At 61.7% G+C, this 26,887-nt stretch carries 28 protein-coding genes and 1 pseudogene; 11 read left to right on the forward strand and 18 right to left on the reverse strand.

Annotated elements, in window-relative coordinates; all coding sequences use genetic code 11:
* Positions 1 to 6: 6 nt before the first annotated feature.
* Positions 7 to 687, forward strand: coding sequence for an acetylxylan esterase (locus tag JQK88_RS24115; protein WP_246750002.1), 681 nt, complete (start codon positions 7 to 9; stop codon positions 685 to 687).
* A gap of 123 nt (positions 688 to 810) precedes the next feature.
* Here JQK88_RS24115 and JQK88_RS36425 read toward each other — a convergent pair.
* The 6 genes and pseudogenes from JQK88_RS36425 to JQK88_RS24140 all read right to left on the reverse strand — a co-directional run.
* Positions 811 to 937: pseudogene (locus JQK88_RS36425) on the reverse strand (NADP oxidoreductase coenzyme); the annotation flags it as partial.
* A gap of 172 nt (positions 938 to 1,109) precedes the next feature.
* The gene (locus tag JQK88_RS24120; protein WP_203279642.1) at positions 1,110 to 1,742 is read right to left on the reverse strand and encodes a class I SAM-dependent methyltransferase; all 633 of its coding nucleotides are present in this window, start codon (positions 1,740 to 1,742) and stop codon (positions 1,110 to 1,112) included.
* Between the two features lie 105 nt (positions 1,743 to 1,847).
* Positions 1,848 to 2,261 (reverse strand): nuclear transport factor 2 family protein, encoded by a 414-nt coding sequence (locus tag JQK88_RS24125; RefSeq protein ID WP_203279643.1) that lies wholly within the window; start codon positions 2,259 to 2,261, stop codon positions 1,848 to 1,850.
* An 84-nt stretch (positions 2,262 to 2,345) separates the two neighbouring features.
* Positions 2,346 to 2,945 carry an NADPH-dependent F420 reductase gene (locus JQK88_RS24130; protein WP_203279644.1) on the reverse strand — a complete coding sequence of 200 codons (600 nt, stop codon included), beginning with the start codon at positions 2,943 to 2,945 and terminating at the stop codon, positions 2,346 to 2,348.
* Between the two features lie 92 nt (positions 2,946 to 3,037).
* Entirely contained in the window at positions 3,038 to 3,790 is a 753-nt protein-coding gene (locus JQK88_RS24135) for an SDR family NAD(P)-dependent oxidoreductase (RefSeq protein WP_203279645.1), read from the reverse strand.
* A gap of 66 nt (positions 3,791 to 3,856) precedes the next feature.
* Entirely contained in the window at positions 3,857 to 4,591 is a 735-nt protein-coding gene (locus JQK88_RS24140) for an SDR family NAD(P)-dependent oxidoreductase (protein WP_203279646.1), read from the reverse strand.
* Between the two features lie 228 nt (positions 4,592 to 4,819).
* On the opposite strand from JQK88_RS24140, the gene JQK88_RS24145 reads away from it, so the two are divergent.
* Positions 4,820 to 5,716: a LysR family transcriptional regulator gene (locus JQK88_RS24145; protein ID WP_203279647.1), complete on the forward strand. Its 897-nt coding sequence runs from the start codon at positions 4,820 to 4,822 to the stop codon at positions 5,714 to 5,716.
* Positions 5,717 to 5,856: 140 nt separating this feature from the next.
* Here the strand turns inward: JQK88_RS24145 and JQK88_RS24150 are convergent, their stop codons facing one another.
* The 4 genes from JQK88_RS24150 to JQK88_RS24165 are packed head-to-tail and all read right to left on the reverse strand — an operon-like array spanning position 5,857 to position 7,995.
* Positions 5,857 to 6,030: a hypothetical protein gene (locus JQK88_RS24150; RefSeq protein WP_167434275.1), complete on the reverse strand. Its 174-nt coding sequence runs from the start codon at positions 6,028 to 6,030 to the stop codon at positions 5,857 to 5,859.
* A gap of 33 nt (positions 6,031 to 6,063) precedes the next feature.
* Entirely contained in the window at positions 6,064 to 7,188 is a 1,125-nt protein-coding gene (locus JQK88_RS24155; protein WP_203279648.1) for a WD40 repeat domain-containing protein, read from the reverse strand.
* Positions 7,189 to 7,201: 13 nt separating this feature from the next.
* Complete coding sequence (locus JQK88_RS24160; RefSeq protein ID WP_203279649.1) at positions 7,202 to 7,525, reverse strand: hypothetical protein; 324 nt, start codon at positions 7,523 to 7,525, stop codon at positions 7,202 to 7,204.
* Positions 7,522 to 7,995, reverse strand: coding sequence for a hypothetical protein (locus JQK88_RS24165; protein WP_203279650.1), 474 nt, complete (start codon positions 7,993 to 7,995; stop codon positions 7,522 to 7,524). Before JQK88_RS24165 ends, JQK88_RS24160 begins: the two co-directional genes overlap by 4 nt.
* A gap of 556 nt (positions 7,996 to 8,551) precedes the next feature.
* On the opposite strand from JQK88_RS24165, the gene JQK88_RS24170 reads away from it, so the two are divergent.
* The 8 genes from JQK88_RS24170 (at position 8,552) to JQK88_RS24205 (ending at position 17,522) form a co-directional block, all read left to right on the forward strand.
* Entirely contained in the window at positions 8,552 to 10,225 is a 1,674-nt protein-coding gene (locus JQK88_RS24170; protein ID WP_203279651.1) for an aromatic/alkene/methane monooxygenase hydroxylase/oxygenase subunit alpha, read from the forward strand.
* A 52-nt stretch (positions 10,226 to 10,277) separates the two neighbouring features.
* The gene (locus JQK88_RS24175) at positions 10,278 to 11,339 is read left to right on the forward strand and encodes an NADH:ubiquinone reductase (Na(+)-transporting) subunit F (protein ID WP_203279652.1); all 1,062 of its coding nucleotides are present in this window, start codon (positions 10,278 to 10,280) and stop codon (positions 11,337 to 11,339) included.
* A 47-nt stretch (positions 11,340 to 11,386) separates the two neighbouring features.
* Positions 11,387 to 12,445, forward strand: a complete 1,059-nt coding sequence (locus JQK88_RS24180; RefSeq protein WP_203279653.1) for an aromatic/alkene monooxygenase hydroxylase subunit beta — start codon at positions 11,387 to 11,389, stop codon at positions 12,443 to 12,445.
* Between the two features lie 17 nt (positions 12,446 to 12,462).
* Entirely contained in the window at positions 12,463 to 12,834 is a 372-nt protein-coding gene (locus JQK88_RS24185) for an MmoB/DmpM family protein (RefSeq protein WP_192259854.1), read from the forward strand.
* 71 nt (positions 12,835 to 12,905) lie between these two features.
* Positions 12,906 to 13,928 carry an amidohydrolase family protein gene (locus JQK88_RS24190; RefSeq protein WP_192259852.1) on the forward strand — a complete coding sequence of 341 codons (1,023 nt, stop codon included), beginning with the start codon at positions 12,906 to 12,908 and terminating at the stop codon, positions 13,926 to 13,928.
* 5 nt (positions 13,929 to 13,933) lie between these two features.
* On the forward strand, positions 13,934 to 14,731 hold the full coding sequence (locus tag JQK88_RS24195) for an iron-sulfur cluster assembly protein (RefSeq protein WP_203279654.1): 798 nt from the start codon (positions 13,934 to 13,936) through the stop codon (positions 14,729 to 14,731).
* A 77-nt stretch (positions 14,732 to 14,808) separates the two neighbouring features.
* Positions 14,809 to 16,440, forward strand: a complete 1,632-nt coding sequence (locus tag JQK88_RS24200; RefSeq protein ID WP_192259841.1) for a molecular chaperone GroEL — start codon at positions 14,809 to 14,811, stop codon at positions 16,438 to 16,440.
* Positions 16,441 to 16,478: 38 nt separating this feature from the next.
* The gene (locus JQK88_RS24205; protein WP_112566229.1) at positions 16,479 to 17,522 is read left to right on the forward strand and encodes an NAD(P)-dependent alcohol dehydrogenase; all 1,044 of its coding nucleotides are present in this window, start codon (positions 16,479 to 16,481) and stop codon (positions 17,520 to 17,522) included.
* Between the two features lie 109 nt (positions 17,523 to 17,631).
* Here the strand turns inward: JQK88_RS24205 and JQK88_RS24210 are convergent, their stop codons facing one another.
* Positions 17,632 to 19,710, reverse strand: coding sequence for a sigma-54-dependent Fis family transcriptional regulator (locus JQK88_RS24210; RefSeq protein WP_203279655.1), 2,079 nt, complete (start codon positions 19,708 to 19,710; stop codon positions 17,632 to 17,634).
* An 85-nt stretch (positions 19,711 to 19,795) separates the two neighbouring features.
* Positions 19,796 to 20,269 carry a hypothetical protein gene (locus JQK88_RS24215; protein ID WP_203279656.1) on the reverse strand — a complete coding sequence of 158 codons (474 nt, stop codon included), beginning with the start codon at positions 20,267 to 20,269 and terminating at the stop codon, positions 19,796 to 19,798.
* A 167-nt stretch (positions 20,270 to 20,436) separates the two neighbouring features.
* Between JQK88_RS24215 and JQK88_RS24220 the strand changes: the two genes are divergently transcribed.
* Entirely contained in the window at positions 20,437 to 20,610 is a 174-nt protein-coding gene (locus JQK88_RS24220) for a hypothetical protein (RefSeq protein ID WP_203279657.1), read from the forward strand.
* Between the two features lie 14 nt (positions 20,611 to 20,624).
* On the opposite strand, the gene JQK88_RS24225 is transcribed toward JQK88_RS24220, so the two are convergent.
* The 6 genes from JQK88_RS24225 to JQK88_RS24250 form a co-directional block, all read right to left on the reverse strand.
* Positions 20,625 to 21,377, reverse strand: a complete 753-nt coding sequence (locus JQK88_RS24225; RefSeq protein ID WP_203279658.1) for a GGDEF domain-containing protein — start codon at positions 21,375 to 21,377, stop codon at positions 20,625 to 20,627.
* Between the two features lie 162 nt (positions 21,378 to 21,539).
* A complete protein-coding gene (locus tag JQK88_RS24230; protein ID WP_203279665.1) occupies positions 21,540 to 22,244 on the reverse strand; it encodes a thermonuclease family protein in 705 nt (234 codons plus the stop codon).
* A gap of 32 nt (positions 22,245 to 22,276) precedes the next feature.
* Positions 22,277 to 23,476, reverse strand: a complete 1,200-nt coding sequence (locus JQK88_RS24235; RefSeq protein WP_192250735.1) for a type 1 periplasmic-binding domain-containing protein — start codon at positions 23,474 to 23,476, stop codon at positions 22,277 to 22,279.
* A gap of 223 nt (positions 23,477 to 23,699) precedes the next feature.
* Positions 23,700 to 24,458, reverse strand: coding sequence for a lytic transglycosylase domain-containing protein (locus JQK88_RS24240; protein WP_246750004.1), 759 nt, complete (start codon positions 24,456 to 24,458; stop codon positions 23,700 to 23,702).
* A 24-nt stretch (positions 24,459 to 24,482) separates the two neighbouring features.
* Positions 24,483 to 24,851: a hypothetical protein gene (locus JQK88_RS24245; protein ID WP_142868946.1), complete on the reverse strand. Its 369-nt coding sequence runs from the start codon at positions 24,849 to 24,851 to the stop codon at positions 24,483 to 24,485.
* A 72-nt stretch (positions 24,852 to 24,923) separates the two neighbouring features.
* Positions 24,924 to 26,887, reverse strand: a 1,964-nt coding sequence (locus JQK88_RS24250) for an SPM autocatalytic domain-containing protein (protein WP_203279659.1), incomplete at its 5' end; no start/stop codon positions are given.

Here is a 26,887-nt window from a genome sequence, read left to right on the forward strand (position 1 = left end):
CGCGGCTTGGCGCATGAGCAACTGCATTGGGCGGCGTCAGGTTTTGCCTATTTCCGAATGGATACACGTGGACAGGGAAGCGACTGGAGCGTCGGTGGGACCGCGGATCCGGTCGGCTCGACCTCGTCCATTCCCGGCTTTATGACGCGCGGCGTGCTGGACAAGAGTGACTACTACTACCGGCGCCTGTTCACCGATGGTGTGCGAGCGATAGACGCTCTCATAGGGCTGGACTTCGTCGATCCCGAACGCATCGCGGTTTGCGGCGACAGTCAGGGTGGTGGTATTTCGCTCGCGGTTGGCGGCCTCGACCCTCGCGTCAAGGCCGTAATGCCTGACGTGCCATTTCTATGCGACTTTCCGCGCGCTGTGCAGACTGCCGTGCGCGATCCCTATTTGGAAATCGTTCGTTTTCTGGCGCAGCATCGCGAAAAGAAGGCGAAAGTTTTTGAAACGCTCAGCTATTTCGATTGCGTCAACTTCGCCCGGCAGTCCAAGGCGACAGCGCTGTTTTCGGTGGCCCTGATGGACGAAGTCTGCCCGCCCTCTACAGTCTATGGCGCGTTCAATGCCTGCGGGGGGGAAAAGGTCATCGTAGAATACGAATTCAACAACCATGAAGGCGGGCAAGGCTGCCAGGAGCGCGAACAGATGGCGTGGCTCGGCGCGCTGTTTGGTGTCGACTGAGTGAGCGGCCCAGCACTGGGCGTTTCACCTTCACAGGGCGCCTCTCCTTGTCTGGGAGACCGAGCTCCAACCGGTTATCAGCCGCCATCTTGCTCCACGCACTTCCATCCCTGCAAGCAGCACCCCGGCATGCGATGTTTCGGCAGCCAGGGTGGCCGCACTCAGGTGATTTGAAGCCTTTGCCGAACTTGGCGCCGGCGAACGACTTCGCAACGAAGGCGGAGGACGGGAGGCCTTCCAGCTCCTCAAGGAGAACTCCAAAATAAAGCTTTAGCGGCCTTCGCTGCCACTTGTCGCGGGGGCCACCAGCCGAGCTCATCCAAAGCCGACTTCGTGGCGGCAAGCAGGGTTGCCTCGATGTCTTCGCTGGGCTTGTTTGCACCCATTGGGGAGGTCGACATGAAGTCGGCGCCGGGAACCTGTCAGGGCTTCACGAACCGATAGGCGAAACGATCGGTCTGGCCCTTGATCGAGGGATCGAACACCTTGATCGAGTGCGGGTCGTCCCTGTTCGCGAGTATGATGCTTTTCGCATGCAGTACGAAGCCGGCCGCCTCGACCTCCTCGCGAACAGAGGCAGGGTCGATCCGATGCAGCGCCTGGGTGTCGCTCGTGCCCGACCCAGGGGCGGCGGCGTGGTCGACGATGACGTAGGACCCACTGGGCTTCAGCCGCTCGTAGACGGCTCGATTGAAGTCGGTCGCCGTCGCACCCTTCTTCTGGATTAGGGCGGTGTGAAGATCGTGGTAAAACAGGTGCAGCCACAGCACATCTGCTGGCTGCGTGACCTCCGGCATCGCCACGAGATCCGCCGAGACGGCTTCGACGTTCTCTCGGCCCGGCTCCTTCGCGAGTGTCCGCATGCGGCCAACCGGATCGTTCTTGAAGTCGGCGACTTCGGCCGGCACGAAGCTGTAGACCCGCCCCTCTGGTCCGACGATGTCGGAGAAGAGGCGCGTCCAGTCGCCGTCGCCCGGGTAGACGTCAATGACGGTGGAGCCCGCATCTACACGTGCGAACCGGATCAACTCGGATAGTTTAGATTGGTCGTACATCGGAATCTCCTTTAGGTTGAGCATTCGACTGGCTGCGGCGTGCGAGGGGGCAATCTACGGCTGGTCCACCGTCTACCCCGACTCGATGTCCGCACGTGGCCAGCGCTAAGCCGGCCCGGACGCGTCCATCTGCGAGGCCCGGGCCAGTGCCTGCGTATCGACGTATTCACGGATGTTGGTCAGTCTACCGTCCCGGACTGTGATGGCGAAGATCCAGTCGTCCTCGAACGTCTTGTTCGTGGCTTTGATCTTTCCCCTCGCGAAGCCGAGGACGAGGACCCGGTCTCCTTGCGCCACGATCTCCCGGGGTTCCGTGGATGTTTCTATCGACTTGGATGCCGTTTCAAGCAAATCCGCCAGCCCGGCGTGGCCGTGGCGCGTTCCGGCCAACGGCCAGTCTTTGCCGGGGATGATCCACTCGATGTCTTCGGCGACCAGCGCCAGCATAGCCTCCCTGTCGCCGCGGCCGATCGCGGCGAAGAAGTCCTTCACCGTCTGGATGTTCTTCTCAATACTCATGGGAATTTCTCCATTTCGCACGGATCGCATCGCGCTCGATCCGATCCGTGCATCGCAGCTCTGCTGGTGGGCACGTCGTGTTCATCAGTCGAACTTGACCAAGTCCTTGAAGATCAGTTGACCCCAGCTATTTCCGCGCGCCTGGACCAGCAATCCGCCTTCCGAAAGCCCGCCAAGTTTGATCGGCGCGAAACCGAGCTTTTCCGCAAGCACACCAATCTCCGCCGCGGCGTCGTCATCGTCGCTCGCCAGGAACACAACCCTCCTGCCACCATGCACGGCCGGATCCTGGTCAAGGACGGCAGCGACCAGATGGTTGAAGCCCTTGACCAGTTTTGCACCAGAGAATGCCTGTGCAACGAACTTGGTAGAAGGCTGTTCCCCCAGTTTTTCAGGAGGCACTCCGTAGGCATTGGTCACATCGACGATGGTCTTCCCCTGCCAGGTGGCGAGCGCCTTTGCGACCCCTGGGTGCGCTTCGAAACGGACCGCCAAAAAGATGATGTCCGCCTTGACCGCTTCCGCCAGTGTTTTGGGGATGACCGTGGGTCCGATCGCGGCCGCGTCGGATGCAAAGCTTTCCGGGTCGCGCGTGGTTGCCACGGACACTTCGATGTCCTTGCGTGCAAACGCCTTTGCCAGGGCCTTGCCGATATTGCCGAAGCCGATAATCGCAAAGCTCATAATGTTTCTCCCATTTTGTGTTGGAACTAACGTTTGAGAAGCGGGGTCACTACTGGCGGGGCTGAAGGGCCAGCCACGGGACCGCGCCGGGGTCAGACCTGCGCCATGCCGCCATCAACGGCGAGATCCACACCGGTGATGTAAGAACTATCATCGGAGGCGAGGAACGTGACAGCAGCCGCGATTTCCTCTGGTTTGCCCCTGCGACCCATTGGGATCTGTGAAGCAAACTGGGCGACCGCTTGCTCGGCTTGCTCAGGGGTAAGGCCCGTTGTTGTCTCCAACGCGGGGGTCTCGATTGCTCCGGGGCTCATCGTATTCACTCGGATTTTGCGGTCTTTCAGCTCTAGAGTCCAAGCGCGCGAGAAGTTGCGCACTGCCGCCTTACTCGCGGCGTATGTGCTAAACCCCGGCAACCCCAACACGTTCGAAACCGAAGAATTCAGAATAATCGAACCGCCGTCTTTGAAGAGGGGAAGGGCCTTCTGCACCGTGAAGAACAGCCCCTTCACGTTCACGTCGAAGGTCTGATCGAAGTGGGCCTCAGTAGCTGCTGCGAGCGGTGCGATTGTCCCCGCGCCAGCGTTCGCGAAGAGAACGTCGATGTGACCATGTTTCTCTTTCACGATGGCATAGAGCCGATCCAGATCTTCCAAGCGTGACACGTCGCCCGCGACCGTCGTAATATTACTCTTGATGAAGGCTGCGGCCTCCTTCAGCTCTTTCTCTCGTCGCCCAGTGATTACGACGTGTGCACCTTCTTCTACAAAGCGCTTGGCCGTCGCCAAGCCAATTCCGCTGCTTCCGCCTGTGATGACTGCAACCTTACCTTCGAGTTTTTTCATAATTTTCACCTTTGGTCGTGTGTTTTGGTTTTTCGTAAAGTTTGAGAAGCGTGGTCCCGCATCGGGTCAGAGTTGTGCCAGGCCGCCGTCGACGGCGACTTCGCTGGCGGTCATGAAGCTGCTGTCCGACGATGCGAGAAAGGCGGCCACGGCGCCGATCTCCGCCGGATCGGCCATGCGCTGGAGCGGAGTCATCGCGCCGTAGGCCTTCTGGCCTTCCTCGCCCAGCGCCTCCTTCGCGAGTTCGGTCGCCGTCGCTCCGGGCGACAGCACGTTGACCCGGATGCCGGTGCCCTTCAGGTCTTCCGCCCAGGTCCGCGCGAGGTTGCGCACTGCCGCCTTGCTCGCGCTGTAGGCAGTGAACCCCGGAGCACCCGTGGTGCCGGCGCTCGACCCGGTCAGAATGATCGAGCCGCCCGGGCCCATCAGCGGCAACGCCTTCTGGACCGTGAAGATCGTACCCTTCACATTGGTGTCGAAGGTTTCGTCAATGTGCTCGGCGGTGATCTGGCCGAGCGGCAGCGGGCCTCCGGCCCCGGCATTGGCGAAGACGATGTCGAGGGTTCCGCGCTCGGCCTTCACCGCCGCGTAGAGTCGGTCGAGGTCGGCCAGATCGGAGACCGAGCCCTTCACCGCGCGGGCATTGGGCCCTAGGTCGGCCACAGCGGCGTCAAGCGCTTCCTGCCGGCGGCCAAAGATGAAGACGAAGGCGCCCTCCTCGATGAAGCGCTTTGCCGCGGCGCGGCCGATGCCGGTGGCGCCGCCGGTGATGACGGCGGTCTTGCCATTCAGTCTGTTCATGTCATGCATCCTTCGTTTCGCCGTCTCGTGTCTTTGGCTGTACGCGAAAGTCCCGCGAGAGCCTCGAGATGGGTTCGCCGAAGTCGGGCGGTGAGTGCGCAATCGCGCATATCGGTGGTGCGAAAACGATCCAGCTAGATGATTGAACGCCGCGACGACCGCGCGAACTGCGGCTGAGCGTGTTAGAATGGGCTTTGCAAACCGCACTGCGCGGCGCAGGAATGCACCATGATCGACTGGGATGACGTTCGCTACTTTCTTGCCGCCGCGCGCGGAGGCTCGGTGCGGGCTGCCGCCGCGCACCTTGGGGTGAATCATTCAACCGTGCTGCGACGCATCGCCCAGCTCGAGGAACGTCTTGGGGCGCAGATGTTCGAAAAGCTGCCTTCGGGCTACCGCCTGACCGCTGCGGGCGAGGAGGTCCTCGAACTCGCGAACCAGATGGAGGCGTCGTCGCATCAGCTGGAGACGCGCGTCTTCGGGCGCGACCAGAGCGTGCGCGGGCTTCTGCGGGTGACGCTGGCACCGACCCTTGCGACACACCTGCTCATGCCGGACTTCGCCGATTTCGCGCATCTGCATCGCGACATCGAGATGGAAATCCTGTCGTCCGGCGAGCTGGCAAATCTGACCAACCGAGAGGCCGACGTGGCGATCCGCGTCGTCTACGACCGCAAAACCCTGCCGCTCAATCTTCACGGCCTGAAGGGACCGGAGCTATTCGGCGGCGTCTACATGTCCCGGGATCGACTGGCCGCATGGCGAGCGGGCGCGCCTGATCCCATCCGGTGGATCGTCATAAGCATTCATGGAATTCCGGATTGGGCCAGCGAGGGTGAGGTTCGCACCACGGGGGTTCCGTTCAGGACCACGGACGGCGAGGCGCAGATCGCTGCTGTACGGCAAGGGGTCGGGATGACGACACTGCCGTGCTTCATCGGAGATGCCGACCCCTTGCTGGTGAGGGTGCCGGGTACCGACCTGCACATGTACGGAACGGTTTGGCTTCTCACACAGGGTGAGACGCGCAAGACGAAGCGCGTGCGGCTCTTCACCGAGTTCGTATCCCGCAGGCTCGCCGCGTACGCGCCGCTTCTCACGGGACTGTCCGTGTCGCGTGACTGACTCGCGGCGGGTAGCCGATGGCGCTTGCCGTAATGTGGTCGAAAGCAGAGCCGGCCCCTACCGCTGATGCCGCCATCCAGGCATACGATCCTGCACCACAAGATCGCCGGGTCGCTTGAGGAACGGATCGTCTCGTCGATCTAGTTGGTCTTCAGCTTGCCAACGCGATTTTCAGCGATCCAGCGGGCGGCAAGTACCAGCGCGCCCATGCTGAAATCCTTGCCGTGCTTGGCCACCATCTCTTCCGAAAGCTCGGCGAGCCGTTCGAAAAATTCGTCCTTGCTCTTGTCCTCGGCTGTGAGTTCGGTCTGCATTTCATCCTCCTGTTTCATATCGGACTGCGTCCGTTATTTGAACATCTGCGCGGGAAAGGTGACGATCGCGGCGGTACCGTCGACGGCGCCCACCGCCAGGTGTCGTCCGTCGCCGGACCAGGCAAGCGCGGTGACCGCGCTGCCCAGCGGCCTGACGAGGAGCTCGTCCCGGCCGCCGGTCTGAGCGACTATGATGCGGCCGTTGGCATAGCCCGCCGCAATCAGCTTCTTTTCCGGGTGTGCCGCCACCGCCTCGACAAGAACCAGCCCTGCGCGGCCAGTCTCCAGCGCGCCGGATGTGTCGCCGCCAACCGGCGGGGCGGTCATCGACCAGCCCGCGATCCGGAAGGCGCCCGAGGCAAACAGCGCATTAGCCGGTTGGCTCCAGCACATTGTCCGCACCGGCGATGGAAATCCCACAACGATGTCCGCTCGGCCATCGGCCAGACTGACCAGGGCAAAGCCGCCTGTTTCGAGCCCGCAGGCCACCCATGTGCCGTCGCTGCTCCAGCGGATCGACACCGGGTGCGCTGGAAGGGAGATATCGTGCATCAAGGCTGCATCGCCCTCGACCGCCCAGATCGACAGCCCTTCACCAACGCCGCAGGCCAGGCGCCGCCCGCCCGGCGAGAAGGCGAGGGCCCCTGTCGACGATGGTTCACCGCGTCCCAGTCGCATCGCGCCGCTGTGGCCGCGCGCGAGGAAGACATCATGCCCATTGCTGACGGCTGTCCTGTCCGCCCTTGTGCTGTAGTCGATGGCCACGATCGGTCCATCGATCTTTACCAGAGGGGCCCCGATTTCACCGCCGGCGGTTAGGCCCAGCACGTCGCCGCTGGCCGCTCCGACCAGAAAGCCGGAATGCGTATGGGCGACGATCGGAACATCGCCATCTCCGAATGCCGCGGTGGCGATGAGCGGCACGGGTGGCTTCTCCCTGGGGCGGATCGTCGTCTGGCCGAGATCGTGGCTCACCCTGAGCCGCGATTCCGGCGGCTCGTGATCGGCGACCGCGGCAACAGCGGTTCCGTCCACCGAGGTGAAAGCGACAGCCGAACCGTCGCTGCTGAAGCGCAGATCGGCGATCGCCGACGGTCGCTGCCAGCTGCGGGCCAGGAGGTCGAACAAGGTCAGGCTCTGCATCGTCTGCTGGTTCATGCTCTCTCTCCCGTCAGTTCTTGTTCGCCGGTGCGGCAAGCCGGCGGTCAAGCTCCTCGATGTCACCTTCGGCCGCGACGATGCGATCTTCGCAAGCCGTGCATGCCTGCACGATTGCCGTCGCGCTCTGCTCAGCCTCATGCAAGTCCCGCACCAGTTGCGCATTGGCGCCGCTCCTGCCGATTTCCAGCTCCAGCCGCAGTACGTCCATTTCGATACCGGCGCGTTTCTGGTTGAGCCGCAGTGCTTCCGCCGTGAGGGCGGAGACGCTGGCGACGAGATCGAGCCGGCGAGCAAGCAGCGCGTCACGCCTGGCCGTTTCGGATCCTTTGGTCATTTTTCGCTCCCCGAAGGCCCGGGCGATTTTTCAAAAGCCGACAGCAATTTGGGCAATGTGCCGGCCTGCGACTGGAACTGCTTTTCGGCCGTGTCGATGTGATTCTTGAGCTGGTCCCAGATGTCGACGCGGATCATCGATGTCGTATCGCCGGTCAGCCGCTCGATCTCGTCGACGCGGAACTGACGCGTCAGCGAAACGCCGGAAAACACGAAGTCGCGCAGCAGGATCGCATGGCTTTCGATGAACAGATGGATCATCGGATGCGTCTCCGTGGTGACGCCGCCGGCGGCGAGCTCGGCGCGGATGAACTCCTGGAAATGGCTCTGCAGACGGTGCTGGCTCTCGCCCATGAAGCGCATGACGAACACCAGATCGCGGGGCATCAGCTTGACGAGATCGCCAGCGACGCCATCGGCATGGCTGGACATTGGTCCGGTCGGCTCGCTTGCGTCCTTGTCGTTCGGCATGGTCTTTCTCCAGCGCCAGGTCGGCCCATGGGTCGTCGCTTTTCAAATAGTATGGAAAGACGAAGACTTAAACAGATAATATGAATTTCATTATTTGCTGCGGATGCTAACTAGATATGCTGCACTTGCGAATATATGTTAAATATTACAGGCGTAAGTTACAACTGTAAAAGAACGTTACAGTTGGGTGCCGGATCGCCTGCCGAAAAGGCAACGATCTTGTTTTGAATGCCAGACGTGAGCGCTGTTTTAAAACTGGCACGGCGCTTGCTTTGTTCATTTCCATAAGAAGCCCATCGCGCCGGACGCGGTGCCAAAAGAACGAAGGAACGGAGGAAGCAGAACCGCTTCGATACGCCCATCGCACATGCGGTTGGCGCGCCGCGGATCCCTGCCAGACCCCTCGAAACCTTTGCCCCGATCCACTTGAACGGCCGGACCCCGGGTCGCGCCTCGACGCGCAACGCATTGTCATGCCGCTCGCACTCTCACTGGCGGTGCTTTGCCGCTTCATGCCGGGGTCAAGGGACCTGCGGCTCAAACCTGGTGGAGGCTTATGACCATGACGTCTCTGACGCTCAACAAGATTACCTCGCAACGCGGAATCTCCGTCGGCGAGGCAACCAAGAAGATCGCCGATCTCGGCTGGAATCCTTCCTACGTCCAGGAAGCGATGACATTTCCGACCGACTACAAGATCAACAAGACGCCGCGCGACCCGATGAAGCAGGTTTTGCGGTCCTACTTCCCGATGCAGGAAGAGAAGGACAACCGTGTCTACGGCGCACTCGATGCGGCATTGCGCGGCGACATGTTCCGCAATGTCGAGCCGCGCTGGGTCGAGTGGATGAAGCTGTTCCTGGCCATCATTCCCTTCCCGGAAATCTCGGCTGCCCGCTCGATGGCGATGGTCGCTCGCATCGCACCCGGCGAGGAACTGCGGACCGGCTTCACCATGCAGATGATCGACGAGTTCCGTCACTCGACGATCCAGATGAATTTGAAGAAATGGTACATGGAAAACTACATCGATCCGGCCGGCTTCGACATCACCGAGGAAGCCTTCGGAAAATGCTACGCCACCACCATCGGCCGGCAGTTTGCGGAAGGTTTCATCACCGGCGATACGATGACCGCCGCCTGCATGTACCTGACCGTGGTCGCCGAGACCGCCTTCACCAACACGCTGTTCGTCGCCATGCCTTCGGAAGCCGCCCGTAACGGCGACTACGCGCTGCCGACCGTCTTCCTGTCGGTGCAATCCGACGAAAGCCGGCACATCGGCAACGGCCACTCGCTGCTGATGGCGGCGCTCAAGGAGCCGGAGAACCATCTCTTGCTCGAGCGCGACCTGCGCTACGCCTTCTGGCAGAACCACGCGATCGTCGATGCGGCCATCGGCACCTTCATCGAATACGGCACCACCAACCGCGACAAGAACAAGGAGTCCTACGCGGAAATGTGGCACCGCTGGATCTATGAGGACTACTACCGCACCTACATGCTGCCGCTCGAGAAATACGGCATCAAGGTCCATCACGACGACGTCCAGGCAGCCTGGGAACGCATCACCAAGAAGAATTACGTCCACAAGGTCGGGCAGTTCTTCGCGGTTGGCTGGCCGGTTAATTTCTGGCGCATCGAAGCCCAGACCGACAAGGACTTCGAGTGGTTCGAGCACAAATATCCGGGCTGGTACGCCGAGTTCGGCGAGTTCTGGAAATGGTACGCCAAGCTCAGCCACAAGGGCGAGAAGGTGCTGCTGTTCAACAGCGACGTCGGCTACGTCTATCCGCACCGCTGCTGGTCGTGCCTCGTTCCCTGCCTGATCCGCGAGGACATGGTGGTCGGCGAGATCAACGGCGAACTCTACACCTTCGCCCATGAGCTCGACCGCTGGACCACGATGGTCGCCTTCAACGATGAGTATGAGGGCCGTCCGACGCCTGCCATGGGCCGCTTCAGCGGCAAGCGCGAGTGGGAGACGCTTTATGACGGCTGGGATCTGGCCGATGCCATCAAGGACCTGAACTTCGTCCGTTCCGACGGCAAGACACTGGTTCCGCAGCCGCATCTGCGCTTCGACGACAAGGAGATGTGGACGCTCGACGATGTGCGCGGCAACACGCTCGGATCGCCGCTCAACGCGCTGCGTGCCATGTCGCCCGCGGACCGTGAGAAGCACCTGGCGGAGTACCGGGCCGGCTTCACGATCAATCCCTGCAACTGATCAGGCCAAGGGGGCGGGTTCGTCCCGCCCCTTCCTTTCACTGGAGGTCCGTATGTCGGAAACCCACACGGTCAGGCTCAGTCCGGTCGGCGTCGAATTCGAGGTCGAGAACGGCGAAACGGTGCTCAACGCCGCATTTCGCCAGGGCATCGCCCTGCCGCACGGCTGCAAAGAGGGGCAATGCTCGGCCTGCAAAAGCGTGTTGCTCGAAGGCGAAGTCGACATGCTGAAATACTCGACCTTCGCACTGAACGACATGGAGAAGGAAAGCGGCCACGTCCTGTTGTGCCGTTGCATCGCCTACTCCGACCTGGAAGTCGAGCTCCTCAACTACGACGAGGAGATTCTGGCGAAAGCGATCGCCGTGAAAACCTACAAGGGCCGGATTGCTCGCATCGAGCACCTGACCCACGACATTCGCGGCATCGAGATCGAACTCGGCTCGCCGATGAAGTTTTGGGCGGGGCAATATGTCGACATCACGGTTACCACGCAAAAAGGGGAGACGATTACGCGCTCGTTCTCCATGGCAAATACGCCGGACCAAACCCAGAAACTCTCCTTCATCATCAAAAAATACCCTGAAGGAAAGTTCTCGGGAGAACTCGATTCCGGAGGCATCAGGGCCGGAGCCGAAGTCACAGTCGTCGGACCGTACGGAACCTGTTTCCGCCGCGACGAACGGCAAGGACCCCTGATCCTGGTCGGCGCTGGATCGGGCATGTCGCCGATCTGGTCGATCCTCAACGACCACCTGAAGAGCGGTGAGAAACGTCCGGTGTATTTCTTCTACGGCGCCCGCACCCGCAACGACCTGTTCTACCTCGACAGGATCGCCGAGCTGGTCGGCAATCATTCCGACGTCACCTTCATTCCCGTGCTGTCGCACGCCAATGACGACGCCGAATGGCAAGGCGAACGCGGCTTCGTTCACCAGAGCGTCGACGCCATGCTCAAGCAATTCGCGGTCGACGGGCAGGGCGATGTCCATGCCTGTGGCCCGCCGCCGATGATCGATGCGCTGCAGCCGGTGCTGTTCATGAACGGCTTCGAAACGGAGCGGATCTTCTTCGACAAGTTCACCACATCGGCAGGTGCAACGCCGGCCCATTGAGGGCGGCAACGCGCAAGCCACCACAACTGCAACAAGGGAGAGAGACTATGCCTGCAACCTCGAGTTCAGTCGGATCCGGAGCCGCCGGTGCTGCGACCTTCGCCGACTCCGACAGCCGGAAATACAGGTATTTCGAGCCGAAAGGTCAGCGTGCCACCCACTATGAGGACATGACGGTCGACGTGCAGCCCGATCCGGAACGCTACCTGATCCAGAACTGGATCATCTCCTTCGCCGACGGCAAGGGCGCCTACGTCAAGCAGAACACCGCCGCCCAGAGCTCCAACTGGCATGCCTTCCGCGCCCCCGACCAGGAATGGGAGCGCACGCATTACCAGCGTCAGTCGAAGATCGAGACGATGGTGCAGAGCGTCATCAACAATGCCCGCAAGTCGGGCGCGCCGAAGACCTTCGACAAGGCCTGGGTCAAGATCCTGCAAGCCCAGCTCGGCGCCTGGAAACATGCCGAATTCGGGCTCGGCACCTCGCTGATGCAGGCGCAGCGTTACGGCTACACCCAGATGATCAACAACGCGACGCTGACCAACTCTTCCTACAAGCTCAGGCTTGCCCAGGACATCACGCTTTACCTTGCCGAGATCGGCATGGACCTTCCCGACTGGGACGATGAGCTCGGCAAGAAGGCCTGGCTCGACGACAAGAACTGGCAAGGCACGCGCGAAGCGGTCGAAACCATCATGGGCGCGACCGATTATCTCGAGCAGTATTTCGCCATCAACATCGTCTTCGAGCCGCTGGTGGGCGAGGTGTTCCGCTCAGGCTTCCTGATGCAGATCGCCGCCGCCAACCACGACTTCATCACGCCGGCGGTGATCTCGGCCGCCGAGGCCGACTACGAGCGCAACCTCGCCAACACGATCGACCTCATCCACATGCTCGCCAACGACGAGAAGTACGGCGCGGCGAACAGGAAGCTCTTCCAGGGCTGGGTCAAGAAGCACGGCGCGCTCGCCGACAAGGCAGCCACCGGCCTGCAGCCGATCTGGTCGATGCCACATTCCAAGCCGGTCGCGTTCGTGGATGTCCGCGCCAAATCCGAGGAACGGATTGGCCAGATCCTCGGCGAACTCGGCCTCAAGCGCTGAAACAGGGAGAAATCGTCATGTCACTAGCAGCACGCGACGCAACGCATTCCAACATCTTCAAGGCGATGAAGGACATCACCTTCGAGCAGACGATCTCGCATCAGTGCGGCGTTACCATGAACGACTCGGTCGAGGCTCGCGCCATCGCCGAATTCATGGGCCAGAAGCCCGGTGTCATCGTCACCTACCAGCCGGCGCTGATCCGCATCGACGGTGACGGCAAGCTGATCTTCAAGATGGACGCGATCGGCGAATATCTCGGCCGCGAGATTTCGGCCGAGACCTTCGAGGTCAACACCTCCACGCATTACGGCCGGATGGTCCGCGTCGACGACAACACCGTGATCCTGTTCGGCAACATGGATGAGATGTTCGAATACATCGAATAGCCGCCAAGGAAACTGGCGCGCCGCGGGTGCGGCGCGCCGAACCGATCAATGCGATTGCTGCGGAGGCAACCATGTACAGAACACCGGAAGGCAAGGACATTTTCGTGGTCGACGGCCACACCCATTTCTGGGACGGCAGCCCGGAAAATCAGAAGAACATCCACGGCAAGCAGTTCATCGAATGCTTCTATGCCTATCACACGGGCTTGAGCCCGAAGGAACAGCTGTGGGAGAAAAGCAAGTTCGAGAAATACAGCGCCGACGATCTCTATCGCGACCTGTTCATCGACGGGCCCGACGACGTGGCGATCGTCCAGTCGACCTACCTCAAGGATTTCTACAAGAACGGCTTCAACACGATCGAGCGCAACGCCGAGGTTGCCAAGCGCTATCCCGAGCGTTTCATCGTCAACGGTGCCTTCGACCCGCGCGACGGCGAGAAGGCGCTGGAATACATCCACTTCCTCAAGGAGACCTACAACGTCAAGGGCGTGAAGATGTACACGGCCGAATGGAACGGCGCCTCCAAGGGTTGGAAGCTCACCGATCCCGATGCCTACAAATGCTTCGAACTCTGCGACAAGCTCGGCATCAAGAACATCCACGTTCACAAGGGTCCGACGATCATCCCGCTCAGCAAGGATGCCTTCGACGTTCATGACGTCGACCACGCTGCGACGGATTTCCAAAACCTCAATTGGATTGTCGAGCATTGCGGCCTGCCGCGTCTCGACGATTTCTGCTGGATCGCGACGCAGGAAACCAATGTCTATGGCGGGCTGGCGGTGGCGCTGCCCTTCATCCACGCGCGGCCGCGCTATTTCGGCGAGGTCATCGCAGAGCTTTTGTTCTGGCTCGGGCCGGAGAAGATCCTGTTCGGTTCCGACTATGCGATCTGGACGCCGCGCTGGCTGGTCGAGAAATTCTGGGCCTACCAGATCCCTGAGGACATTGCCGCCGAACGCGGCGTGCAGCTGACCGACGAGATCAAGGAGAAGATTCTCGGCCTCAACGCCGCGCGTCTCTACAACATCGACGTCGAAGCCAAGAAGAAGGCGCTCGCCGGTTCGCCCTTCAGCATCGCGGCGGAGTAGGAGCCATGGCAACCGCCAGCGTTTCCGGCGACGGCCAGAAGGAACTCTGGCGGCGCCTTGGTGAGGTCAACGACCCGGAACTCGACGAACCCATCACCGAGATGGGTTTCGTCGAGCGGGCGCAAGTAACGGGCGATGGCAGCGTGGAGATAGACTTCCGCCTGCCGACCTACTGGTGCTCGCCCAACTTCGCGTTCCTGATGCTGGACGGCGTGCGCAAGGCGCTCGACCAGCTCTCCTGGGCGCCAGTCTATCGCGTCAGGCTGCACGACCACATGTTCGCGGACGAGGTCAATCGCGGCATGGCGGAAGGCAAGACCTTCGGCGCGATCTTTGCCGTGCTTGCCGAGGATCAGGATCTCGGCGCGTTGCGCGAAACCTTCGCGATGAAGGCTTTCAAGCGGCGCCAGGAAGCGCTTCTGCGCGGCCTCAAGGCGCACGGTCTGACCGATCGCGAAATCCTCGGGATGGACCTGCCGGCCTATGACGTCGCGCGGTTCGAACCGGGCGAGGCAGCCAAACAGAAGCCGCGATACCGGGCGGCCCTGCTCGAGCGGTTTCCCGATCGCCGGGTGGATGATCCTGTCTTCGTGACCTGGGAAGGGCAGCGTATCCCGCACGGCGCACTCAGTGCCCACCTCGCCGAACTGCGCGGTGTGCGCATCAACATGGAGTTCAACGGCGCGCTGTGCCGGGGGCTCAAGCAGAGCAGATACAAGGAACTGGATGTGATCGACGGCGAGCCGACGCTGGTCGATTTCATTCTGGATCGCGTGCCGGCGCGAACCGCGCCGACCGCCTGAAGCAGAACTGACAGCAACGGCCTCCCTCGCACGAGGCCCCCAACCAACAACCCGCCCGTAAGGCGGAAGGAGGAATCATGCCCAAGATAATGCTTCACAATTCCGACGCCCGCCGTGCTCTCGCCCGCGGCGTCTTCCGGCTCGCCGCCGCCGTCGAGCCGACGCTTGGCCCCAAAGGCATGAACGCCATGATCGACCGGCCGATCGGCACACCGATGGTGACCCGTGACGGTGTCAGCATCGCCTCCGAGATCGAGCTGCACGACCGTTTCGAAAACATGGGCGCGCAAGTCGTTCGCGAAGTCTCGATGCAGACTAACGAGATCGCCGGCGACGGCACCACGACCGCCATCGTGCTCGCCAACGCTCTGATCCAGGGTGGCGTCGAGGCGAATGAGCGCGGGGTGAAATCCGTCGATCTGTGCAAGGGCATCGACCTTGCCGTGGCGGCGGTGGTGGCTGCGCTCAAGGCTTCGGCGAAGCCCGCCAAGGGCAACGGCATCCTGGCGTCGGTCGCCAACATCGCGGCGACCAACACGAAGCTTGGCGCGCTGGTGGCTGAGGCACATCAGCGGGTAGGCGCCGAAGGTGTCATCACCACCGACTTCAGCGTCACCACCGAGACGACGCTCGATGTCGTCGAAGGTATGTCCTTCGAACGCGGCTATCTCTCGCATCACATGGTGACCGACCAGGAGAAGATGGAGGCTGTGCTCGAACGGCCTTACATCCTGATGACCGATCTCAAGATCAAGGAGCCCGGGCAGCTCGATGCGGTTCGCCGCATCGCCGACGAGGATGGCCGGCCGCTGCTGATCGTGTCCGAGGAGATGTCGCCGGAAGTGGTGGTGACGCTGCTCGGCAAGCAGGGACCTGGAAAATACCTCGTCGTCCATCCGCCGGAATATGGCCATTGGCGCAAGGCGATGATGGAGGATCTGGCCATCATCACCGGCGGCAAGGTGATCGCGCGCGATCTCGGCGGCCGGCTCGAGGATATCACGGCGGATGATCTCGGTACGGCCGACCGGGTGAAGACCAGTTCGTCCTACACCTCGATCATTCGCGGTGGCGGCGACCATGCCGCAATCGCCTCGCGTCGCGCGCAGGTGCAACGGCAGTACGAAGCCTCGCAGCCCAACATCGATCAGGACAAGCTGCGCGAACGCCTGGCCAAGCTCTCCGGCGGCACCGCGATCCTGTATGCCGGCGGCGTCACGCCGGTGGAGCAGAAACGCACCATCCAGCTGATAGAAGATTCGCTGAATGCGGTGCGTGCCGCATCCGAGGAGGGTGTCGTCGCCGGCGGCGGTTCGGCGCTCGCCCAGATCGCACCGCTGCTTGAAAAGGTGGCGGCCGGTGTCGACGGCGATGTCGCCGAAGGCGTGCGCCTGGTGCGCTCGGTGCTGTCGCGGCCGCTCTGGCGCATCGCCGCCAATGCCGGCGCTGATCCGGAAGCGGTGGTAGTCGAGGTCACCCGCATCAATGGCGGCTACGGCTACAACGCGTCGACCGGCGCGTACCAGAACATGTTCGAGGCAGGGATCATCGATCCGGTCCGCGTTACCTACACCGCGCTTGCCAATGCAGCCTCGGTGGCGACGCTGATCCTGACCACCGAAACGCTGATTGGCGATCTTGCCGAGGATGAGGATCCGACGGCCGGGCCGGCGCGTGGCGGCGGCTCTGAAAAACTGGGCCGCGCCTGAAGCAATCCAGACAATCTCGACGTTGAAAGGATACGACGATGAAAGCTGCCAGACTCTACGAATACGATCCGAAGATGAACGTCCGGCTCAAGATCGAGGAGGTCAAGGCGCCGACGATCACCGCGCCCGACGAAGTGATCGTGCGAGTGGGTGCTGCAGGCCTCTGCCGCACCGACCTGCACATTATTGAAGGCGTGTGGAAGCCGACCATGGATCCCGAGGGAACGCTGTTGCCCTACATCATGGGCCACGAGAATGCCGGCTGGGTCGAGGAGGTCGGCAGCGGCGTCAGGTCGGTCAAGCGCGGTGACGCGGTGATCTGCCATCCCTTCCGTTCGTGTGGCATCTGCCTCAACTGCCGCCATGGCGAGGACATGTATTGCGATAACGGCCAGTTTCCCGGTCTTGGCATGAATGGCGGCTTCGCCGAATATTTCATCACCAGCGAGCGTTCGCTGATCAAGCTCAATGCCAACATCACGCCGATCGAGGTGGCGCCGCTGGCCGATGCCGGCATCACCGCCTACCGCGCCGCCAAGCGCGCCGCAAAGCTCCTGCGGCCAGGCAGTTACTGCGTGCTGCTCGGCATAGGCGGGCTCGGCCATATCGCGCTGCAATCGCTGCACGCGATTTCGGGTTGCCGCATCATCGCCGTCGACCGGGAGCCGGCGGCGCGGGTGCTGGCCAAGGATCTGGGCGCCGATTTCATTCTTGACGGCGGGCCGAATGTCATCGAGGAAGTCAGCCAGATCACCGGCGGCGGCGCCCATGTGGTGATCGACTTCGTCGGTGAACTCGGTGTCGAGAACATCTGCTGGAAGATGGTGCGCAAGGGCGGACAATTGTTCGTCGTCGGCTATGGCGGCAACATCAACGTGCCGACCGCGCATCTCGTCATCGAGGAGATCAACATCGGCGGCAGCCTGGTCGGCAATTTCACCGAGCTTGTCGAACTGATGGAGCTCAACGCCGACGGTAAGGTGAAGATGCACTACACCGAGTACAACCTCGCCAGCATCAACACCGCGCTCGACGATTTCAAGAACCGGCGGTTCACGGGACGCGGCGTCATCGTGCCCTGAAACATCCAGGCCGGATTCCGAACGAAGCCCGGTCGCCAGTCCGATTTATCGGCCACAACTTCCCAACCCCATGGCGCAAATGCCATGGGGTTCCTTTTTGTGCTGCGCATCAGATAAAACCGCGCCGGATGCCGTATTGGCCGAGCTTGCGATAGAGTGTCGGCCGCGAAATGCCGAGCCGCAGCGCAACCTTGCTTAGATTGCCGGCCTCCGCGACAAGCGCATTCTTGATCGCCTGGCGTTCCGCATCCTCGAAAGAGTACACCGGTGCTTCGAGCATGGCCGTGGGATGGTCGCTGTGCATGGCCATGCTGTTGCGATTGCCCGCACTGATTTCTCCGGGAAGGTCTTTCAGTTCGATCGTGCCGCCGCGCGCCATTATGTGCAGCCGCTCGACGAGGTTCTTCAGTTCGCGCACATTTCCCGGCCAGCGATAGGCCAGCAGCGCGTCGGAAGCTTCGTTCGAGAACTCCAGCGGATCGTTGCCTCCCAGCTTCGCGATCTGCCGGTTGAAATGCTCGATCAGCAGCAGCACGTCGTCACCGCGTTCTCGCAGGGGCGGGACATGGATCGAGACCGCACCGATGCGGTAGTAGAGATCGCTGCGGAAGCGTCCGGCCGCGACCTCCTGCTTGAGGTCGCGATTGGTCGAGGCGACCAGTCGCACGTCTACCGGCCGACCCCTGGAGTCGCCGATGCGGTGGACCACGCGCTCCTCCAGGACACGCAACAGGAATGGCTGGATTTCGAGCGGCAACTCGCCGATCTCGTCAAGACTGAGCACGCCGCCATTGGCCAGTTCGAAGATGCCCGGCTTGCCGTCACGCGAAGCTCCGGTAAAGGCGCCGCCCACATGGCCGAACAATTCGCTGCCGAACAGCTCTTTGGTGATTGCGCCACAGTTCATGGCGATGAACGGGTCGTTTTCGCTGCGCCGGCTGCCGGCATGGACCAGCCGCGCAAATAGCTCCTTTCCGACGCCGGTTTCGCCCTCTATCAGCAACGAAGTGACCCCGTTCGAGCCGGCCACCCGGGAGGCGACATCGACAGCGGCCAGCAATTTTTCGCTTTCGCCGACGATCATCGCCGCGGCTGCCCGCAGGTGTTTGTTGCCCTCCCGGCCTGTCACCGTGATGCTGGAGACGGCTGGCGTCGAGGGAAACACAAGAGCCGCGCCCCGAAGGTCGCCGTCGAGCTTCAGTGGCGTGACATGGCAGGATCGGAGATGCGGCGGCAGCGCGTTGGCGAGATCGGTGTCGGAGCCCGAGACCGGCAGGTTCATGAGCCAGCGACCACGGCCCGGTTCCATCGGGCCGTCCATCATCTCCGTCGTGTCGCCGTTGGGCACGTTGTTGCAGAAGATCGCGCGGCCACGATGGTCGACGATCACCAGCCCGTCCTTCCGGCGGTAGCTGGGCGCCGAGGAAATGAAGGCTTCGAGCAGACGGGTGCGCTGCTCTTGCTGCTGCTCGGCCAGCGCCTTTTCGATTTGCCTGGCAGTGGCGGCGACGAGGGCCGTGTTGTGCGGCCGGAAGATCGGCGAATAGCCTGACAGATCGACGACGCCGATGATCTTGCCGTCCAGCGGATCGCGAATCGGCGCGCCGGCACAGGTCCAGGATTTGATACCGGCGCAGAAATGTTCGGCGGCGTGGACGAAGATCGGCTCACCGGTCCACAGTGCCGTGCCGATGCCATTGGTTCCGACGGCGTCCTCGTTCCATTTGCCGCCAACGGCCAGATGAATATCCATGCCGTCATGCAGTGTCTTCTTGTCGCCGATGGCATCGATCAGCACGCCGTCGCCGTCGGCAAGCACCAGCATCGCTCCCGTACCGTCCAGCAACCGGCCAAGCGAGGCGAATGACCGCCTCGCCGCCGATAGCAGTTCGGCATTGGCACGGGTCAGATACTCGATCTCGTTTCGGTCGCTGCTCAGCGGCGCTTCGATGCCCTGCGCATTGATGCCGCCAGTAGCGCTGCGATACCAGGAATCGTGAATCAGCGAGCGAACATGAACCGGATCGCGAGCGGATGTCGGCTCGTCGGAAAGAAAACTCTCCCAGGCGCGCATGGTGGCGCGCTCATCATAGTCGATGTTGTCCAGAGCCAGCTGTCCGGTGGCCATCGACGCACGCGTCGGAAGCGCATCGCGTTTCATCCGATTGGTGCCGCTCGCGTGTTTCATTCAGTCATCACAGTACCTTTTGGGGTATGCCATTTCTGTATGCTTCGCGGGTTGGACGTCCACAGCGACGCCCGAATGCCGACGGTCAGTCGATGTCGAGTTTCGCACCGATGTCGGCGGCAAGCTGTTCTTCGGTATAAGTCGCGGTCAGCCGCGATCCGTCCAGGTTGGCAAGCGCCTCGGCGATGGTTTCATCGATCGGAGAGAAAAAGCCGTTCTGCTTTGTTGCCAGGACGAAGATCTGCTCCCCATTCCGGGTGCGGACATCGCCGATATGATGAAGTTGGCGGCCGGTGTTCTGATCCTTGGAGATCACACGGCCGTTCATGGTGACGCGGATGGACGGGCTCGCTTCGGCGGCCGTCGCCGCGCTGCCGCCAACATGGATGATCAGCCCTTCAGCCTTCGGTTGCTGGCGCGGCTGCCTGGAGGCGGAGTAGCCACCGCCGCTGATCTGGTCGGCAAGGCGAACGATGGTCGAGCGGTTCTGCTCGATCAGCCGCTTGACCTGAACATCCTCGCGCCGCGGGCCATCCCGCTTGGAGATGATCTCGACCATGAATCCTCCCAGATTCGTTAGCTTGGCAGTGCCCAGGATACGGGTCATTCTTATTTGCAGCGAACCCTACACTGCCATCGCTGGATCCGCCATCCACAATAGGTAGCGCTGAAATTCATCTCGGTGGTAGCAGGTGGCTGCTACACGGGATTTCCGGCGCTCCATCGTTGGAGCTGGTGACGGTTCTTTCCAACCATACGGCCGATCGCCGTGCAGACGGCGAGAACGGGTTCTTCTCGGACCGGCTCTATCGCGAATTGAACGGCAATACGGATGAGGCAAACGTGCTGGCCAAGGCCCTGGACGGTTGGACCGCGCTGCCGATTGTCGACCGGATATAGGCGGCGCTTCGGCGTTAGTGGCGCAGGTGCGACAATTGAAATCCAGGCTTGTGTTCGACACCGGATAACAGCGATTCCGCCGACCGGAACATCTCTTCGAATTCCAGTTCGTTTTCAAACACCACGCCGCCGACGCTGATGGTCAGGGTATCCTCGGTTCCTTTCGGAGCGAAATAGGCCTGCGCCACGCGCGCCCGGATACGCTCGCCAATTTCCTTGGCATCGTCTTCCGTCGCACCGGGCAGAAAGACCCCGAACATGGAGGTTCCGATGCGGCCCACCAGATCTTCCTTGCGCACCGATGACTGGATGGTCGCGGCTATGAGCCGCAAGGCTTCGTCACCCCAGTCCAGCCCGAAGCGCAGATTGATGGACCTGATGTGTTCGGGATGAACGACCAGGAAGGCGCCGGATCTTGGACCGGCCGATTCCTGCCTGGTTGTTCTCCTGTCGACCATCGACGTGAAGACTGTCCGGTTGAGGCAGCCTGTCAGGCTGTCAAAGGTCGCGGACTTGTTGAGTTCTCTTCGATAATGGCTGAGCTCGATCCGCTGCAAGCCAATGAACAGGAAAAGCGGGCCACCGATGATGACCGGCAACAGGGTCGCTGTGACCATGCTGCGGCCGAACGGCGTCAATGCTTCCGAGAACAGAAGCAGATAGTTGAGGCCAACTGAAAGCAGCAAAATTCCCGCCGATCCCAAGGCGGTAAGCCATGCGACGTCTTTCCATTGCTGGGGCGATCTATTCGCCATCGGTGTCATCATTAGTCAATCTCCCGCCTGATCGACTATCATAGGCCATGGTGCTGCACATTCAGTTTCGAGGAATCATACAATTTGAGTAATGGCGCAATCGCCTACCATCGGCCGAAACCTGGCCTTCAATGCAAGGCTGCGCTGGCAACGGTAGCGACACCGAATTGTCGGCTATTGTGGCGGGCCGAATATGCCCATCTCGGTACCCTTGGCCACTGCCTCCGCCTTGCCGTAAATGCCACTTGCCAAGGCCGTCGCCCAGCCGTTGGAGACAAGCCAGGCACCGACATCCTGTTTGCCCAAATTGCACGGTGCGGCAATGGCGAAACGATCGATCTCCGGCGGCACGACGCATTTAAGCGCCCGACCGCGCAGCCATGAATTGAAAGCCGCCCGAGCACGTTGGCCGCAAGGCCAGGCGACGTCGCGAAACGAACAAGCCTTGTCCAGGTTGATGCCCTGGACCCCGCTGATGGCTACCGTGCGTCCCATGGATTCGAAGGTCGCCGACGAGGTGACAACCGGTTGGTACAGCAGGACCGCTGGCCAATCCTTTGGCATCCGCAGCCCTGCAGGTGCTGCCTGGCCAAGCTCGCTGAGCGGCGGGCGCGGCTCTACCCGTTCGATTTGTGCCGGATCAAGCTGTGGCGGCGCGATAAGGTCCTGAGCAATCTTGCGTGCCCGCCCTCGCCATGGCGTATTGGCGACGGTCGCAGCCGGTCGCGTTGGCTGGCCATCGTCGATGGATTGACGTGGCGCTGGTACCGGTCGATCGATGGAAAGCAGATCGGCGGCTCGGACGATCAACAAGACCCCGGTCAGAAGCAGCAGGCTTCCGAGCAATACCACCAAACGATTGCGCCTCAGCCAGCCCATCAACTCAAGCAGATCCCAGGGAGTCTTGCCCCTCAGTACCCCGACGTCGATTTGGCGACCAGTTTGAGCGCACCTTTTTGAACCTGATAAAAGGGCATGGATCGCTCACTGGAGCCATCCGCCCGAAACCGGAACAAGCCGGTCGATCCGCGAAATCCGCTCCGATTTTCGAGCACCTGCTTGTTGAAGCCGCCGGGGCCGACCGCACTTGCAATCCCCGCTGTCAGGGCGACCATATCATAGGCGTAGGCGACATTGGCGTCGGCTGGATAATTGTAGGTCGTCTTGAAGCGGTCGGCGATTGGCCCGGTTTCGCTAGGATCGAGTGTGGCGATGTAGGATCCTTCAAACAGCGGTTCGATCGGATGTTCCAGCCAGCGGTTGGTTCCAACGACGGCGACTGCTTTTCCAGGAATGCCTTTCGATTTGAGCGCCGCAAGGATCTGCGACGGGTTATCGTCGCCGCTGGCGATGACGATGGCATCGGGAGCATCGACCAGTGAGCTCATGTCGTTGACCGCTTTTGTGCCGCCGTCACCGGCCGAATACGGAAGGGTGACGGCGAGCGTCGCGCCATAGATGCTGAGGCTGTTGGCGACCCGCTTTTCAACCGCGCTGGCATTCGCGCCGGCCGCGACGAGCAGCACGAACTTCTTGCTGCCTTTGGCCGCCAGGCCGGCCGCGCCCGCGGCCGCGCTGTCGGCCTCGCTGAGGCGCACCGCATAGACGCCCGGGCCACCGGCGAAATTGTCGGCCAGCGCCAGCACTGGCGGCCGCTGCGATCCCGACAGCTTGGCTATGTGCTGAGCGGCCCCAAGCTCGACCGGGCCGATGACGATCTTTGTTCCAGTGGTGATAGCCTTCACCGCCAATTCGCTGGCGTGCGCGCTGTCGCCCTTGGTGTCCTCGACCGTGACCGTGAGCAGTGCATTGCCAAGGTCGGCCATCGCCAGCTTGGTCGCATCGAGCATCTTTCTGCCGCTTTCGCCGACGTTACCTGGGGCCGACAAAGGCAGCAGCATCGTGACCTTCGTCGATCCGGTGCCGAGCGACTGCGTGGCTTGGGCCGGGCCGGCCGCGGCGCTGGCGGCCGGCGCTCCAGGTGCGGCGATCGCCGCCGGATCGAGTGCATCCGAGACGCTGCCTTTCGACTGGCAGCCCGATATTATGCCCGCGAGCGCAAAGACGATCGCCCATGTCCACGAACTGTGGCCCTGCCGGCCAGATTCCATGATGCCTCCCCATATCCCGCCGGCTGTTTGTCCGGTCTCATCCCATTCATCTTACGGCAGACTTGCGTCGCCGTCCTTGTAATTGCTGGACCGTGGTTTAGAGCAATTCCAGGAAAAGTGTGAAGCGGTTTTCCCGGGAAAAGCGCGTAGCGCTTTCCCTTGGGAATTGCGTCAAAACAGGGAGTTAGAGCAGTTCGCCGTTCCCACGAAACGGTGGACTGCTCTAACCGTTGAAGAGTCTTGCCCGGAGCGCCTTGATCACTCTGGCTTGCGCGGCGCTTCGATAGTCCGCGCATCTCATGTATCGCGGCCCGGGCACGAACAGCCGGCGCACGCAAATCCGCTTCCCCGGGGCAGGGGCGCCATCATCTCCTGCCGTCGGGAATGCGAAAAAGCCGAACGTCGCCACCGGTAGCGGCCCGGCAACAGAAACGCCTTCTCTCGCCAGGATCGCACGCGCACGCCGGCAGTAGCGGACCGAAAGTTCGGAGAACCGGGTTTCACCGTGCCCGGCGCGATACTTCATGACGGTGGTGCAGAGATCGCCTGCGGCAAGGCTGTTTGCCTGCGCCAGATATCTGACGCCGAGCGCGATGTTGGTCGCCGGCGCGCCGAGCTCGTCGAGCGAACCGCGAAAGCCGAGCATTCGCGCCGTTCCCGGCATCACCTGCATCAAGCCGACTTCGCCGTCGGCGCCGTGCACATCGGGATCGAAACCGCTTTCGATCTCCATCACCGCGTGGGCCAGCACCGGCTCCAGGCCGTACAGCGATGCCTGGCATGTCGCGAATGCCTTGAATGTCTTGCGCGTCCATTCCGGGGCGCGGGCCGGCCGCGTCAAGCCGGACGGTGCTGATCTCTCCAGGCCAGGTCGTTCCAGCCAGTTGGCGCGGGCTTGCGTGGCAAGCTGACCAAAACCGATCAATGCGATCGCCGCAGCGATCGCCTTGGTCAATCGTCCGCCGACCATCGGGTCAGCCAACCGGCACAGCCAGATCCCTTCCGGTCAGTTCATGTACTCGACCATGCGGTCGTGGAAGCATTCACACTTGTTGAGGGTGTCTTCGTCTTTGTAGTTCGTCTTGAGATAGCCATAGGCCATGCCGCAGGCGACCTTGGCTTCCGATGCCCAGACGAAGGCGGGGCGCGAAGAGTTGATCCATTCCGAGCTGTTGGCGACGGCCACCGACTCGTCCATCAGCTTCACCACCTCGGACTTGAGATCGACGATGTTGTCGTTCAGCACCAGGTTTGACGTGCCGACCGTGCGGCAATAGTCGGCCACCGGTCCTTCGATGATGTCGGCGGCGAAGCCCGTCGATCCAGCCAACAGCAGCGCCGCGGCCGAAGCCAGTAATCTTGCACAACGCTTCATTTAAGTCCCTCTCCAAACTGCGGTTTTATGTTTCGCTAATATGTAGCATGAGAGCACGGCCACGCATAAGTACTAAATCGTGGCCGTGTGCTGGTGATGTTCTGTGTCGTCGTAGAGGATGTTGATCGTGCCGGCGGCAGGCGCATTCTGCAGAACGGCGACATCCACGAAGTTGGCCGCGTTGCCCGAGCCGCTGGTATCGACGCTCACGGTGCTGGTCGCGGTGTCGTAATGCACATAGTCGGCTATGTTGCCGGCCGGCGCCTTGTCGAACAACGCGCTCAAGTCGATCTTGTCCCCTTCACCGCCATGGTAGTCGGCGATCAGATCCTTGATGTTCAGATTGTCGAGCTTGAACGTATCGGCTCCCGAAGTGCCGGCGACGGCGGTCGTGCTTCCGGAGCCAGCGCTATCGTAGTTGCCGAAGCCGATGTCGCCGACCGCGCCTGTCTGACCGTCGGCGGTCGTGAAGGTGGCCTCGCCATAGGTCAAGACCGAGCCGTCCGCCGAAACCGAGTGCTGGTCGTTGCTTTCGAGACCGATCTCGACGATGCCCAGGGCGGCAAGAGATTTGAACTCGCCTGCATCCGACACGCCGTTGCCGTTGGCATCCTGCCAGACGCCAAACTGCGCAAAGTCGTGATCGGCGGCAGTCAACTTGCCATCATGGTTCGTGTCATAGAGCTGTTCGAGCGCCACAAGATCGGTCGCGGCGCCGGCGGCATGCTGGGTGAAGACGATCTCGGAACCATTGTTCACCTTGCTGTCGCCATTGAGATCGATCGCCAGGATGCCGTCATGCGTGTCGACCCACGCGGTCTTCGAAGCGACGCCATCGCCGTTATAGTCGAACGAAACGGTGGAGTGTGTCAGATCGGTGGTGTGGATTCCATCGTGGTTGAGGTCGAGCACGACCGGCGCGGCAATGGCAAAGGGTGTCAGCCCGGCGGCCACGTGGACAGTGAAATTCGCCGTCCCTGTTGCGTCGCCATCGCCATCCGTGAGTTGCAGCGTCACCGGAATTGTATGGTCGACCGTGGTGCTCGTGACCCCGACATCCGTCAGGTTGAGCTTGGTCTTCCCCGACGATTCATAGGCGTCGACCCATGCGATCTGCGTTCCGGCAGGCGATGTGATCGTCAGCAGCGTCGAACCGACCGTTGGAGTGAAGGAAGCCGTGGTTCCGTTGGTATAGTGGGCGACGAACTCGATCTTGTCGCCGGCGGTAACCGCATCGAACGAAAACTTGGCATAGCTGACAGTCGCGAGGGTGATGGCCGGGGCCGTATAGCCGCCCGGGCCGTCATAGTCGTCCGGCGTTCCGAAATCGAAACGCATGAACTCCCCTTTGTCGAAATTGTTGTTGCCAAGCCCCCAACCTGCTGTCGAGCCGTTGACGTTGCTTGTTTGTGTCAACGATGGCATGCCGCCGGCCAGCCATGCCGTCTCATGTGGTGCGGTGAAGGAGCCGCCTGCATCCGTCGGCGCCCAGCCGGTCACCATCACGACATTCTGGCCACCCGCCGTCACGACGATGGAATCGGTGGGGCCTGCGCCGAAGGAGCCGCTCGAGGCAATGGAGACATTGGTGACAGTGCCGTCCAATGGCGCCAAAAGATCGAACGTATACTGGCCAGACGTGCCGGCATTCGGATTCACGGTGATGGTGAAGACCGCCGTGTCGCCCGCATCGTGGGTGCTGTTGTTGTTGTTGTCGGCATAGGCGGTTAGCACATTGCCCGACTGCTCCGTGATAAGATTGTGGCCGGCCGAAGTAATGCCTGTTGTGTTGGCCGTAATCGTCATGGTGGCCCCGGCTCCGTCGGCGCCAGCTACAAAGTGGAGTGTTCCAACCGCCGGCGTTTGCGACGTATCGGTGCTTGCCTGCTGGCTTTGCACGGTTCCCAATGTCGGCACGTCATCGACGATGTTGACGGACAGGGTGCCTGTGGCGTTCTGGCCGTCTTGGTCGGTGAGCGAGACGGCGAGGTTCTCGAACAGGCTGTTGGTGCCGCCGGCAGTGGCATGGGCTTCAT

This window comes from Mesorhizobium caraganae (assembly GCF_016836705.1).
GTDB classification, from domain to species: Bacteria; Pseudomonadota; Alphaproteobacteria; order Rhizobiales; family Rhizobiaceae; genus Mesorhizobium; species Mesorhizobium caraganae.

Coding starts and splice junctions, on each gene's coding strand:
- JQK88_RS24120 (WP_203279642.1), bottom strand. CDS start 1,742: ATGTACGACCAATCTAAACTATCCGAGTTGATCCGGTTCGCACGTGTA.
- JQK88_RS24125 (WP_203279643.1), bottom strand. CDS start 2,261: ATGAGTATTGAGAAGAACATCCAGACGGTGAAGGACTTCTTCGCCGCG.
- JQK88_RS24130 (WP_203279644.1), bottom strand. CDS start 2,945: ATGAGCTTTGCGATTATCGGCTTCGGCAATATCGGCAAGGCCCTGGCA.
- JQK88_RS24135 (WP_203279645.1), bottom strand. CDS start 3,790: ATGAAAAAACTCGAAGGTAAGGTTGCAGTCATCACAGGCGGAAGCAGC.
- JQK88_RS24140 (WP_203279646.1), bottom strand. CDS start 4,591: ATGAACAGACTGAATGGCAAGACCGCCGTCATCACCGGCGGCGCCACC.
- JQK88_RS24145 (WP_203279647.1), top strand. CDS start 4,820: ATGATCGACTGGGATGACGTTCGCTACTTTCTTGCCGCCGCGCGCGGA.
- JQK88_RS24150 (WP_167434275.1), bottom strand. CDS start 6,030: ATGCAGACCGAACTCACAGCCGAGGACAAGAGCAAGGACGAATTTTTC.
- JQK88_RS24155 (WP_203279648.1), bottom strand. CDS start 7,188: ATGAACCAGCAGACGATGCAGAGCCTGACCTTGTTCGACCTCCTGGCC.
- JQK88_RS24160 (WP_203279649.1), bottom strand. CDS start 7,525: ATGACCAAAGGATCCGAAACGGCCAGGCGTGACGCGCTGCTTGCTCGC.
- JQK88_RS24165 (WP_203279650.1), bottom strand. CDS start 7,995: ATGCCGAACGACAAGGACGCAAGCGAGCCGACCGGACCAATGTCCAGC.
- JQK88_RS24170 (WP_203279651.1), top strand. CDS start 8,552: ATGACCATGACGTCTCTGACGCTCAACAAGATTACCTCGCAACGCGGA.
- JQK88_RS24175 (WP_203279652.1), top strand. CDS start 10,278: ATGTCGGAAACCCACACGGTCAGGCTCAGTCCGGTCGGCGTCGAATTC.
- JQK88_RS24180 (WP_203279653.1), top strand. CDS start 11,387: ATGCCTGCAACCTCGAGTTCAGTCGGATCCGGAGCCGCCGGTGCTGCG.
- JQK88_RS24185 (WP_192259854.1), top strand. CDS start 12,463: ATGTCACTAGCAGCACGCGACGCAACGCATTCCAACATCTTCAAGGCG.
- JQK88_RS24190 (WP_192259852.1), top strand. CDS start 12,906: ATGTACAGAACACCGGAAGGCAAGGACATTTTCGTGGTCGACGGCCAC.
- JQK88_RS24195 (WP_203279654.1), top strand. CDS start 13,934: ATGGCAACCGCCAGCGTTTCCGGCGACGGCCAGAAGGAACTCTGGCGG.
- JQK88_RS24200 (WP_192259841.1), top strand. CDS start 14,809: ATGCCCAAGATAATGCTTCACAATTCCGACGCCCGCCGTGCTCTCGCC.
- JQK88_RS24205 (WP_112566229.1), top strand. CDS start 16,479: ATGAAAGCTGCCAGACTCTACGAATACGATCCGAAGATGAACGTCCGG.
- JQK88_RS24210 (WP_203279655.1), bottom strand. CDS start 19,710: ATGAAACACGCGAGCGGCACCAATCGGATGAAACGCGATGCGCTTCCG.
- JQK88_RS24215 (WP_203279656.1), bottom strand. CDS start 20,269: ATGGTCGAGATCATCTCCAAGCGGGATGGCCCGCGGCGCGAGGATGTT.
- JQK88_RS24225 (WP_203279658.1), bottom strand. CDS start 21,377: ATGATGACACCGATGGCGAATAGATCGCCCCAGCAATGGAAAGACGTC.
- JQK88_RS24230 (WP_203279665.1), bottom strand. CDS start 22,244: ATGGGCTGGCTGAGGCGCAATCGTTTGGTGGTATTGCTCGGAAGCCTG.
- JQK88_RS24235 (WP_192250735.1), bottom strand. CDS start 23,476: ATGGAATCTGGCCGGCAGGGCCACAGTTCGTGGACATGGGCGATCGTC.
- JQK88_RS24245 (WP_142868946.1), bottom strand. CDS start 24,851: ATGAAGCGTTGTGCAAGATTACTGGCTTCGGCCGCGGCGCTGCTGTTG.